The organism is Paractinoplanes aksuensis, assembly GCF_024137025.1.
GTDB lineage: Bacteria > Actinomycetota > Actinomycetes > Mycobacteriales > Micromonosporaceae > Actinoplanes > Actinoplanes aksuensis.
The window spans coordinates 63,506-75,022 of record NZ_JAMYJR010000013.1; the positions used below are offsets into that span (position 1 = coordinate 63,506).

An 11,517-nucleotide genomic window follows, 5' to 3' on the forward strand; every position below is an offset into this window, starting at 1 on the left:
CGGGGTCCTTTCCTAGTGGGTCAGCACGACCGTGGAGATGCTGCGAGCGGGGACGGAGACGGTGACCTGGGCGCCGTTCACGCTGGTGGGCTGGGCCGCAGCGTTGTCCGTACGGGAGGTCAGGTAGTGCTCGGCCCGGGTGATGTTCTGCGGCGCCTGCAGCACGGCGTTGCTGACGGCCGTGTTCGACCGGTTGAGCACCACGAGCGTCGTCTTGCCACCGCCGGAGTAGGCAGTCACCTCGAGCGGGTTCGCCTTGGAGCTCTTGGCCAGGGCGACACGCTGGTAGCCGGGGCGGACGTACTTGGCGTACTGGGAGAACGCGTAACCCCGCTTGAGCGGAGCCCCGGCGGTGGTGCCGTACGCGGCCTCACCGTCACCGATGAACGAGTAGTAGCGCTTGCCGTACCACCAGATGTAGGCGTTCCAGTTCGATTCCATCGACTTGTGGACCGTGCGCATGATGTCGTCGAGCGTCTCGTCCCAGACGGCCTGGTTGCCCGGGTTGCCCCAGATGTTGGAGCCGTTGCCGTCAGCCTCGTGGAAGTTCCATTCGGTCATCCACACCGGCTTGTTGTTCTGTTCGGCCAGCGTGTACGGCTTGAGCCGCCCGGAGTCCTCGGTGCCGTAAAGGTGCCCGCCGATGTAGCCGATGTTGTTGCGGGCGCTCGCGTCGTTGAGCGTCGGGTCGGTGTAGCCGTAGTTCATGTTCACCGCCTCGGCCACCATCAGCTTGGTGTTCTGCACCTTGGCGCCCTGGTCGCGGACGAAGGTGCGCAGCTCGGTGCCGCTCCAGTCCATCGAGTCGTAGTCGGGATGCCAGTCCGGCTCGTTCTGCACCGAGGTGACGTCGATCGGCACGCCCTGACCGCGCATGTACTGCACGTAGCTGTTGAGGTGACCGGCGTAGTCGTCGTAGTAGTCGGTCTTGAGTTTGCCGCCGTTGACCCGGCTGTTGTTGGTCTTCCACGCGGCCGGGGCAGTCCACGGCGAGGCCAGGATCTTCACCCCGGAGCCGGACGACTTGGCCGCCTTGAGCGCGTTGACCTGCGTCGACCATTCACCGGAGACCGGCGAGATGCCCGTCCGTACGATCGACAGCCCCAACTGCCCCGCGCCGAGCCCGACCAGCGTCTGCGTCTCGGCCGTGGACCACGTGCCACCCCAGATCGGCGTCGCGGCGCCGAAACCGTCGACCGTCTGGTACTTGGTGGCCGCGTTCACCGTGATGTCCGCGGCACCGGTCGGTGGGGTGGTGGGTGGGGTGGTCGGCGGGGTCGTGGGCGGTGTGGTCGGCGTCGTCGCGCCGGTGCACGTCACACCGTTGACGGCGAAACTGGCCGGCGCCGGGTTGGTGCTGCCCGACGAGCCGCTGAACCCGAACGACACGGTCTGGTTGGTCGCGACCGAGCCGTTGTAGCTCGCGTTGCGCGCCGTGACGGCCGAGCCGGACTGGGTGACGGTGGCGTTCCAGGCCTGGGTGACGGTCTGGCCGGCGCTGTACGTCCACGTGACGGCCCAGCTCGTGAGCGGGTCGCCGAGGTTGGTCACGGCGACGTCGGCGTTGAACCCGCCCTGCCACTGCGACGACACGGCGTACTTGACCGAGCAGCCCGCGGCCGCGGCCCCGGCCGGCAGGGCCACCGCGACGGCGGCCGACGCCAGGAGCACGCCGGCGGCCGAGGCGAGGGCAGTGGTGATTCTCTTTCTCATCATGCTCCCTGGAATTGCGAGAAGAACTTCCAGACCTCGCCTTTGGTCCACGTCGTGACGCCGCTCTCGGCGGTCGTGCCGTCCACGTGGCCGGGCAGGTGGCCGCCGTCGAACGCGGCCCAGACGACCGGATGTCCGGCCCGGCATCCGGCGTACGCGGTGGTGATGTGGGTCCGGCTGCCGGCGGCCGGCTCCCGGGGATTCTGCGGGGTGCAGCCGTTGTTGGCGACGAACTTGTCCCGCAACGCCCGGCCCTGCGCGATGGACAGCACGTTGTCGCTGATCCCGTGGATGCCGAGGTACGCGACGGGCTGGGTGCCGCCGCTGCAGCCGCTGATCTGGGCGCCGGAGAACACGGCGACGGCGCGGAAGACCGTGGGCCGGGCACAGGCCAGGGCGTAGCTCATCCCGCCGCCGTAACTGAACCCGGTGGCGAACCGTAGCCTCGGGTCGACGCACAGGTCGCTCTCGAGGCGCCGGATCATGTCGTCGACGAAGGTGACGTCCTCGCCGCCGCTGTTGGCCCAGCCGGCGTTGAGGCCTTGCGGCGCGACCAGGATCGCGGTGTTGTTCGACTGCTCCTGCTGGCCGTAGTAGGACCACGCGGCCCCGCTGGTGCCGCCCGAGCTGACGTCGGTGGCCGACCCGCCCCGCCAGTGGAAGGCGAAGATGATCCGGTACGGGGTGCTGTTGTTGTACCCGCGGGGCACACGCAGGATGAAGCTCCGGCTCTTGCCGCCGCTCTGGATCGTGTGGGTGCCGTCGGCCAGCGTCGGAGTCCGTCCGCAGCCGCCGCTGCCCGTCGGGGGTGTCGTGGGCGGTGTCGTCGGCGGGGTGGTGGGCGGTGTCGTCGGGGTGGTTCCGCCGCCGCAGGTCACGCCGTTGACGGCGAAGCCCGTGGGCACCGTGTTGCTGCCGGTCCACGAGCCGTTGAAGCCGAAGGAGACGGTCGCGCCGGTGGCGATCGAGCCGTTGTAGCTCGCGTTGCGGGCCGTGACGGCCGAGCCGGACTGGGTGACGGTGGCGTTCCAGGCCTGGGTGATCTGCTGACCCGAGCCGTACGTCCAGGTCAGGGTCCATCCGTTGACGGCGTCGCCCAGGTTGGTCACGGCGACCTCGGCGCCGAAACCGCCCTGCCACTGCGAGGTCACGGTGTACCGGACGGAACATCCGGTTGCGGCCTGCGCCGGACCGGTCGCGACGGCGATGCCCGTGGCGGCCAGCACGGCGGCCAGGGCCGCGGCTTTGAGGGGGCCGAGATGTCGCACGACTTTTCTCCTTGTCGTCGGGTCAGGCGGTGGCGCAGCTCAGCGCCGGCGTCGAGGGGTTGCCCGTGGCCAGCAGGCCGAAGGTGGTCGAGGCGCCAGGGGCCAGGCCGCCGTTGTACGAGGCGTTGGCGACCGTCACGCCGGTGCCGCTGGTGGTCAGCGAGCCGTTCCAGACCTGGCTGACGCTCTGCCCGGAGGCGAGGGTCCAGCCGACCCGCCAGCCGTTGACCGCGCCCGAGCCCGCCGTGACGGTGACCTCGGCCTGGAACCCGCCGCTCCAGGTGCTGGTGGTGCGGAACGAGGCCGTGCACCCGGCGCCGGTGGGCGGGGGCGTGGTGCTGGGCGGCGGGGTGGTGGTGCCGGCCGGGGCGAACTGCCAGCGGTCGACGTTGAACAGGCTCCCGCTGCCCCCGGTGAACCGCAGGTACAGATCGTGGGTGCCGCTCACGGCGGCCGGGCAGGTGACGTCGGTGAAGGTCTGCCAGCCGCCCGTGCCGGGCACGGTGCACGTTCCGGCCAGGGTGCCGGTGCTGCTGTCGAGCCGCAGCTCGATCCGGCCGCCGCTTCCGGCGGAGGCGACCCGAGCCGTGAAGCTCGCGGATCCCGTACCGAAGGAAACGCCTTTGACCTTGATCCAGTCGCCGTTGTCGATGAAGCTGACGCTGCGCCCGCCGCCGCTCAACGCCTCGGTCTCGACACCCGACTCGGTGGCGATGGTCTCGGCCTCCTGGCGGCGGTACGGGTCCAGGGTGCCCACCTGCGGCGCCCCGGCCGTGGTCATGGTGATGGTCGGAATGGTGCCGTCGGAGCGATAACTGAACTTCTCCACCGCGACCGAACGCGTGTAACCGCCACCGCCGGGCAACGCGCCGTTGTGGTAGAAGAAGTACGAGCCGCCGGCGAAGTCGACTATGCCTGGGTGGTTGGTGAAACTGCTGCCCTGCGTGGGCATCACCGTCCCGCGGTAGGTCCACGGCCCGAGCGGCCCGGGCGCGGTGGAGTAGGCGATGAACTCCGAGCAGCACTTCGCGGCGAAGACCATGTAGTACAGACCGCCGCGCTTGTAGACCCAGGGCCCCTCCTCGTACAGGGTGGGCCGGTTGGCGTCACCGCTGCGGGAGCCGAAGCCCGCCGTGGTCAACGCGATCTTCGTCGGGCTGCCGCTGAACGAGATCATGTCCGGGTTGAGCTTGACGTACCACAGGTTGGGGTTGCCCCAGTACAGATAGGCCTGGCCGTCGTCGTCGATGAACACGGTCGGGTCGATCTCGTTGGTGTCGGCCAGCGGGCGGCCCAGCGCGTCCCGGAACGGGCCGGTGGGGCTCTCGGCGACGGCGACGCCGATGGCCATGCGCCCGGTGGCGCGCACCTTCATCGGGACGTACCAGTAGAACTTGCCGTTGCGTTCGACGGCCTGCCCGGCCCAGGCGTTGTCGCTGGCCCAGCTGAAACTGGCCAGGTTGAGCGGCGAGCCGTGGTCGGTCCAGTTGACCATGTCGGCCGACGACCACACCCGCCATTCCTTCATGGTGAAGTACGTCGAGCCGTCCTCGTCGCGACCGGTGTAGAGGTAGACCCGGCCGTCGTGCACCAGCGGCGCCGGATCGGCGGTGTAGATGGTCTGCACGATCGGGTTGTCGGCGCGTGCCGGCCCAGGAACGACGAGGACGGTCAGGACGAGCGCGCACAGGGCGAGCAGGCTGCGGACTCTGCTCATGGCGTGCTCACCGCGAACTGGTTGACGGTGACCGCGCCGCCCAGGGCCTGCGTGGCGTGGTTGAACAGGCCGAAGCGGTAGCCCATGAAGAACTGCCAGTCGTTGTTCAACGTGAAGGCCGGGCCCAGGTTGGTGAAGGTGGTGCCGTTGGTGCTGTACGAGAACGTCGCCGTACGCCCGGACCCGGGCCGGATGTCGGCGCTGACCCGCAGCCAGATCCGGCCGCCGCTGACCGCCGCGCCGGCCCGTTCGCTGCCGGTGCCGGTGGTCGACCACCCGCTGGTCGACATGCTCAGCCCGTCGGTCATCGAGACCCGGGTGGTGCCGTTGTCCTTACGGAGGCCGATCCACGCCGAGCGGTCGCGCAGCATGGCCAGGCCCGACCGGTCACCGTTGGCCATCGACGAGTAGTCGAGCTGCACGGTGGCCGTCGACGACGGGCCTTGGATGCGCCGGGTCAGGGTGTTGCGGGCGTTGTAGAGGTCGTTGGTGACGGTGGCGGTCGACAGCCGCAACCCGTTGCCCACACTGAACTTGGACGTGTCCGGGTTGTGGTTCCACTCGTACTGCGGGCCCAGCGTGCTGTCGGTGAACGAGTCGCTGCCGGTCATCGGGGCCACCGGGTGCCACGGCAGGTTGGGCCGTGGGTAGCTCGCCCCCCAGCGGCCGTTGACGGTCTGCAGCACGGGCCAGCCGTCGTTGCTCCACGTGATCGGGGCCAGCGTAGGCATCCGGCCGCCCGGGTAGGCGTCGGTGAAGGCCATGTACCACCACTGACCGCTCTGCGTCATCACGAGGCCGCCCTGGTGCGGCACCCCGCCGCCGGAGATCGGGCCGGGCAGGTTGAGCAGGACCTGACGCTGCTCGTACGGGCCGAACGGGCTGGTCGAACGCAGCACGTACTGGCCGTTGGCGGGCCGGGTGAGCCAGATGTAGTAGTAGCTGCCGCGCTTGTACATCCGGGCGCCCTCGAGCGTGCCGATGCTCGACGGCGTGGTGTAGACGGTCTGCGACCGTACCTCGGAGGTCAGGTCGGACGACAGCTGGGCGACGCTGATCGTCCCGTTGCCGTACGCCACGTACGGGGTGTCGTTGTCGAACAACAGCCCGGCGTCGTAGTAGCACTTGTTGATGCGCGCCTTCTTGGACCATCCGCTGCCAGCGTTGGCCGACGTGTAGACGTACGTGCGGTTGAACTCGGTGCAGCCCAGCCAGTAGTACGTGCTGTTGGCCGGGCGGTAGTTGAAGGCCGAGGCCCAGATGCCCTTGACGTACGCCCGGCCGCCGGACATGTCGTAGGCGCCGGAGTCGAAGTCGAGCCGGGGCACCGAGTGGCCGTAGTACTCCCAGTTGACCAGGTCGTACGAGCGCAGGACGGGCGCGCCGGGCGAGTAGTGCATGGTCGAGGCGGAGTAGTAGTACGCGTCGCCGACCCGGATGATGTCGCCGTCGGCGAAGTCCTGCCACACGACCGGGTTGGTGAACGTCGCCGGGGCCGACGGGTCCGGTGGTGGCGTGGTGGGCGGGGGCGTGACCGGGGGTGTGGTGACCGGAGGTGTCGTCGGCGTCGTGGCTCCGGTGCAGGTGACGCCGTTGAGGGTGAAGCTCGCCGGGGCCGGGTTGGCCGAACCGGATCCGTTGAAGCCGAAGGAGACGCTGCCGCCGCTGGGCACGCTGCCGTTGTAGGCGGCGTTGGTCACCGTCACCTGCGCACCGGACTGCGTGACGGTGCCGTTCCACAGCTGCGTGACGCTCTGCCCGGCGGTGAACGACCAGCCGAGCTGCCACCCGGTGAGCGGGTCGCCGAGATTGTCGACGGTCACGGCGGCGCCGAATCCGCCCTCCCACTGGTTGGTGATCGAGTACGTGACCCGGCAACCCGCGGCGGCCTGGGCGCTGGTGGTGACGGTGGCGCCGGCGACGCCGACGGCCAGGACGAGGCTCGCGGCGAGCCAGAGGCGCAGGCGGGTGCGGGTGCGGGACATCTTCGGCTCTTTTCTGGGCGCAGGGGTCCCGCCGGCCCGGCCACCCCGGGCCGGCGGGAGACGGGATCAGGCGGCGGCGCAGGTGAGGTTGCCCGGGCCGGTGCCGGTGCCCTGGAAACCGAACTCGGTGGAGCTGCCGGCCGGGACCTGCCCGTTGTAGGCGACGTTGCGGAAGCTGACCGCGCCCGACGTGCCGGTGTTCGTCGCGCTCCAGACGCCGGTGATCGCGCTGCCGGACGGCAAGGACGTGCTCACGGTCCAGCCGTTGACGGCGGCCGAGCCCGCGGTGACCTTGACGTTGGCGACGAAGCCGCCGTTCCACGAGTTGAGCGTGACGGTGGCGCTGCAGGCGCCGCCGGTCGGCGGGTTCGTGGTCGGCGGGGTTGTCGGCGGCCGGGTGGTGGGAGGCGTGGTCGTGCCGCCGGCGTTGAGGGCGTTCAGCACCGAGGTGTACGCGGCCTTCTTGTTGCCGGAGCCGTCGAAGAGCAGCGGGTTCTCGCCGCCACGCCACGAGTCGGTGTCCCGGATGCCCCACACGGTTATGCCGGTGCAGCGGGACACGGCCAGGCACGCCCTGGTCACCGTGGCGTAGATGTTGGCCTGGTTGCCGCCCTGGGCGACGTCGAGCTCGGTGATCTGCACGTCGACGCCGAGGTCGGCGAAGCGTTGCAGGTTGGCCTGGTAGGTCGAGTCGATGCCGGTGCCGAGGTGGGACTGGAAGCCGACGCAGTCGATCGGGACGCCCCGGGACTTGAAGTCGCGGACCATGTTGTAGATGCCGGTCGACTTCGCGTTGATGCCGTCGGTGTTGTAGTCGTTGTAGCAGAGCTTGGCGGCCGGGTCGGCGGCGCGCGCGGCGCGGAAGGCCGCCTCGATCCAGTCGTTGCCGGTGCGCTGCAGGTTGGAGTCGCGCCGACCGCCCGAGCCGCCGTCGGCGAAGGCCTCGTTGACGACGTCCCAGGCGTAGATCTTGCCCTTGTAGTGCGTGGCGACCTGGGTCACGTGGTTGATGGCGGCGTTGCGCAGCGCGGTGCCGGACAGCGACTGGGCCCAACCGGGCTGCTGGGCGTGCCAGAGCAGGGCGTGTCCGCGCACCTTGGAGCCGTTGGACAGGCCCTGGTTGAGGATGCGGTCGCCGTTGGTGTAATTGAACCGGCCCTGCTGCGGCTCGGTGGCGTCCCACTTCATCTCGTTCTCGGGCGTGACCGAGTTGAATTCCGAGGTGAGGATCCGGGTGTAGGTGGAATCGCCGAGCCGGCCGGCGGCGATCGCGGCGCCGTAATAGCGTCCGGTCTGTGCGGCCGAGGCGCCGAGGGTGCTGGCGGCCTCGGCGGTGCCGATCACCGCGATGCTTGCGGCGACCGCTGTGCTGGCCGCCGCCGCCAGCAGCAGCAGGCGACGGCGCCGGGGGATACGGGAGTTCATGGGGAACTGGCCCTTCTGATGGGGACGGGGCAAATGGGAGCGCTCCCACCTCAAAGGGTGATGTTGCCAGGATGTTACTGGGCATTCAAGAAGGTGATTGTCCGGCCGAATTTCCGCGACCGGCGTAACGCTTTTAAGAATTTTCTCGGAATGCGCCGGTCCGGCCGAACCGGCGTCTCGGATCCGCAGGCCTGACCCGTTAGAGGTGGCCAGCTCGATCAGCTCCGGCACCCGGGAACCGTCGGGGTGCCGAACCACCCGGGCGACACCCTCGCCGCCTCAACGCCCTGCAGGGCGCAACCACACGTACTGGTCGGGCGCGGCCTGGCACTCACACAACTCGACGCGCATCTGGACCGGTCTCGAGCGGCTGCTGCCCCGGATCGGCGCCTAGTTGCAGCGCGATCTCGTCCTGCGGGGGCTGGCGGAGAATCCGTCGGTCCCCGCCGCTGCGCTTCTGAGCCTGATGGAGCGCTGGCCGGAGCCGGTGGCCCGTGGGCTCGCGGCTCGCGCTTCCCTGCCTGTGGAAGTGCAGGAGCGGATGGCCGCCCACGAGTCGCGCCAGGTCCGGAGCGCTCTCGCTCGGCACGTGGGGCTGGCCCCGGCGCTTCGCGGCCGCCTGCTCACCGATCCCGATTGGCGGGTCCGCGTCAGCGTCTTCAGCACCCGGCATCCGCTCCCCGCGGAGTTGCTGATCCCGCTGATGACCGACCTGCTCGACCCAGCGGACGACGTGCTGCACACCAGCAACGAGCTCTTCGCGGAGCTCTTCTTCGCGGACTGGAAGCGGGTCGCCGTCGCTGCCCGGCATCCTGATCCGCGGGTGCGCCGAGCCGCGGTGCCCAACCTGCGGCGCGACGATCTGCCGGCCATGCTGGACGATCCCGATCCGGAAGTGGCGTCGGCCGCAGCCGCGACGATCGCCGAGCACGAGCGCATCATGCAGCCGGCCGACCTGCCCGAACACCACTGTCATGCCTTCTGGCACGTGCTGGAGCGGCCGCTCTCGCCCGCGTTGGCCGAGCAGGTGGCCACCTCCGACGACGTCGACGCCGTACGGACTATCGCCCGCAACCCCACGCTCTCGCCCGCCCTCGTCGAGTCGCTCTCACACCATCCGGCGGCCGAAGTCCGCGTCGTGATCGCCGGCCGGGCCGGCCTGACCGCCGATCAGGTCGCGGCCCTGGAGGCCGATCCCGATGACGCCGTCCGCCAAGCGGTAGCGAATCATGCGTACGTCTCGCAAGCGGAACAGGCGATCCTGGACGGACAGGCCGACCTGGAACCGGAGCTGGCCTCGCTGTGGGCCCGCTCGGCCAATCCGCGGCTTCGCCGCCGGGCGGCGCAGCGCGCGGACCTGCGACCCGAGGTGGTCGAGCGGCTCGCCGCCGATCCCGATGCCGAGGTGCGAGCCACGCTGGCCCTGAACTCATCCGGGGCCTCGGGTGAGTTGTTGCTCGGCTGCTTCCTCGAGGGGTGGCACCGGACCCAGCTGCTGGCCCGGCCGCAGTTTCCCCGGGCCGGGCTGGCCCGGTTCGCCGATCACCCCGATCCCCGCGTACGGGATCTGGTCGCCCACGACCCGGCCGCGGACCCGGCGGTGATCGACCTTCTGACCACCGACCCCGATGTGTTTGTCCGCCGGACGATGGCTCGCTGCCCCCGGCTGCCCGGCGACCGCCTGGTCACCCTGCTCGACGACGCCGAGCTGGCCGCCGATGCCGCCGCCAACCCGTCGCTGAACTGGCGCTCGCTGGGGATCTGGGAGGGTTTGGTCGACGAGAACGGCGGCAGTGGCCAAGGTGTCGGTGTCGAGGATTCGCCCGCGGGCTGAGGCGCCTCGTCAGCGTTTCACTGCCGACCGGCCGCTGGATCTTGCCAGAGGCTACGGAGAAGGCCGGCCAGGGCGTCGGCGCTGACCGGCTTCTGGAAATAGGGGGCATCAGGCGGGACGAGCCCGGTCGCCAAGGCGATGTGCCGGGGAACTCCGGTAGCGAACACGGTCTTGATGTGTGGGTGGGCGTCGGTGATGCGACGTGCCAGGTCGCCGTTCAGGTCACCGGGGAGCGAGAGGTCGGCGATGAGGACGTTGATGTCGGCGCCCTGCTGCTCGCATATGGTCATGGCCCCTCGAGGATCAGTGGCGGTCAGGACCCGGAATCCACGGACGTCGAGCATGCGACCCATCACGGTGCAGACATCGGGGTCGTCGTCGACGAGGAGTACGACGGGCTTGTTTATCCTGGCTCGGGTCGACACACAGGCACCTCTCGCTCGTAGCTGACACTATCGCGCGACTCTTCGCCATCGGATGCCTTCGGCGTTATCGGCCCACCCGCGCTGAGGAGCAGTGGCATGCACGTCCAGGGCGAGAACATCGGCCTGTCAGGAGAGGTCGGGCTTCAGGCCGGCGGCGAGATCGGCGACGGTGTGGGCGCGGATGCCGTCGACCGGACCGTCGGAGAACTCGGCCGCAACGGCGCGGACATGGTCCTGGGCGCGGGCGGCCAGGCCGTCGTAGACGGCGACGAACAACTCACGAGCGGGTTCCCGGGGCCATCCCGGTGGGAGTAGCTCGAGAGGCAGGCGCGGGTCGAGGACGGGCAGGCGCCGATAGGCGTCCATCACCTCGGTGCGGGCCCGGACCGCCTCGGCCCCGGTCAGCCGCCCGGCCTCGATCCGGGCCGGCCCGAGGTGCCAGTGCTGCCGGAAATCCTCGTACTCGCGGGCGATGGCCGCGGTGTCCCAGGCCTGCAGCGGCGCCCGGCCGGTTCGGGCGCCGAGCTCGACGTGGCGGGCCCGGAAGACGGTCATGGTGCCGGGGGCGAAGCCGGACAGGTGCGCCCGGGCCTTGTCCGGCAGATCGTGCGGTGAGATCCACAGACCGTCGTACAGCGGGGCGTACCCCATCCACCGCAGTTGATCGCGGAGTTCCTGTCGCCGCGTGCGTTCGGCCTGCGGAAGGGAGAAAGCGATCAGAGTCCAGTGCTGATCCCACCGTTCGGCGCCGGTGGCCGGCGAGACGATCGAGCTGCCTCCGATGGACAGGAAGGCGGCTGCCTCTTTGGTGAGCCGGTATGCGCTGCGCCGTCCCTGCCTCCGCACCTGCAGCACGCCACGTCGGGCGAGTCGGCTGATAGCGGTCCGGGCCCCGGCGGGGCTGACGCCCGCCTCGGCCAGCAGGGCGACGATGGCGGCCGACGGCAGCTCGGCCCCGGTGCCCAGGGTGTAGTCGGCGAGCAGGGTCACCGCCAGGTCCTGGGGTGAGCTGCCGGCCTGCCGCCGGGGCAGGCTCACCGTGCCCGTGGCGTCGTCGGGGAAGATCTCGTCGATGTCGTACGGCCTGGTCACGCGACGGCTCCGGCAGGATCGGGGGCTGGCGCCGGCGCCGGGCGGGGCGAACCCGCGC

8 protein-coding genes are annotated in these 11,517 nt (G+C 70.1%); 1 reads left to right on the top strand and 7 read right to left on the bottom strand.

Translation table 11 applies throughout. The features are described from left to right. Window positions 1–12 precede the first annotated feature (12 nt). From M1L60_RS13170 to M1L60_RS13190, 5 genes are all read right to left on the bottom strand, one after another. Window positions 13–1,713 carry a cellulose binding domain-containing protein gene (locus M1L60_RS13170; protein WP_438862100.1) on the bottom strand — a complete coding sequence of 567 codons (1,701 nt, stop codon included), beginning with the start codon at window positions 1,711–1,713 and terminating at the stop codon, window positions 13–15. Then, window positions 1,713–2,981, bottom strand: a complete 1,269-nt coding sequence (locus M1L60_RS13175) for a cellulose binding domain-containing protein (protein ID WP_253237670.1) — start codon at window positions 2,979–2,981, stop codon at window positions 1,713–1,715. Before M1L60_RS13175 ends, M1L60_RS13170 begins: the two co-directional genes overlap by 1 nt. A 22-nt stretch (window positions 2,982–3,003) precedes the next feature. Continuing rightward, complete coding sequence (locus M1L60_RS13180) at window positions 3,004–4,698, bottom strand: family 43 glycosylhydrolase (RefSeq protein ID WP_253237671.1); 1,695 nt, start codon at window positions 4,696–4,698, stop codon at window positions 3,004–3,006. Beyond that, complete coding sequence (locus M1L60_RS13185; protein ID WP_253237672.1) at window positions 4,695–6,683, bottom strand: family 43 glycosylhydrolase; 1,989 nt, start codon at window positions 6,681–6,683, stop codon at window positions 4,695–4,697. Before M1L60_RS13185 ends, M1L60_RS13180 begins: the two co-directional genes overlap by 4 nt. 66 nt (window positions 6,684–6,749) lie before the next feature. Then, the gene (locus M1L60_RS13190; RefSeq protein ID WP_253237673.1) at window positions 6,750–8,108 is read right to left on the bottom strand and encodes a glycoside hydrolase family 10 protein; all 1,359 of its coding nucleotides are present in this window, start codon (window positions 8,106–8,108) and stop codon (window positions 6,750–6,752) included. 466 nt (window positions 8,109–8,574) lie between these two features. Here M1L60_RS13190 and M1L60_RS13195 point away from each other — a divergent pair, with 466 nt between their 5' ends. Beyond that, on the top strand, window positions 8,575–9,942 hold the full coding sequence (locus tag M1L60_RS13195; protein ID WP_253237674.1) for a hypothetical protein: 1,368 nt from the start codon (window positions 8,575–8,577) through the stop codon (window positions 9,940–9,942). A gap of 17 nt (window positions 9,943–9,959) precedes the next feature. On the opposite strand, the gene M1L60_RS13200 is transcribed toward M1L60_RS13195, so the two are convergent. Further along, window positions 9,960–10,367, bottom strand: coding sequence for a response regulator (locus M1L60_RS13200; RefSeq protein ID WP_253237675.1), 408 nt, complete (start codon window positions 10,365–10,367; stop codon window positions 9,960–9,962). A 126-nt stretch (window positions 10,368–10,493) separates the two neighbouring features. Continuing rightward, on the bottom strand, window positions 10,494–11,459 hold the full coding sequence (locus M1L60_RS13205; protein WP_253237676.1) for a PaaX family transcriptional regulator: 966 nt from the start codon (window positions 11,457–11,459) through the stop codon (window positions 10,494–10,496). Between the last annotated feature and the right edge of the window lie 58 nt (window positions 11,460–11,517).

Coding starts and splice junctions, on each gene's coding strand:
- M1L60_RS13190 (WP_253237673.1), bottom strand. CDS start 8,108: ATGAACTCCCGTATCCCCCGGCGCCGTCGCCTGCTGCTGCTGGCGGCG.
- M1L60_RS13195 (WP_253237674.1), top strand. CDS start 8,575: ATGGAGCGCTGGCCGGAGCCGGTGGCCCGTGGGCTCGCGGCTCGCGCT.
- M1L60_RS13180 (WP_253237671.1), bottom strand. CDS start 4,698: ATGAGCAGAGTCCGCAGCCTGCTCGCCCTGTGCGCGCTCGTCCTGACC.
- M1L60_RS13170 (WP_438862100.1), bottom strand. CDS start 1,713: ATGAGAAAGAGAATCACCACTGCCCTCGCCTCGGCCGCCGGCGTGCTC.
- M1L60_RS13185 (WP_253237672.1), bottom strand. CDS start 6,683: ATGTCCCGCACCCGCACCCGCCTGCGCCTCTGGCTCGCCGCGAGCCTC.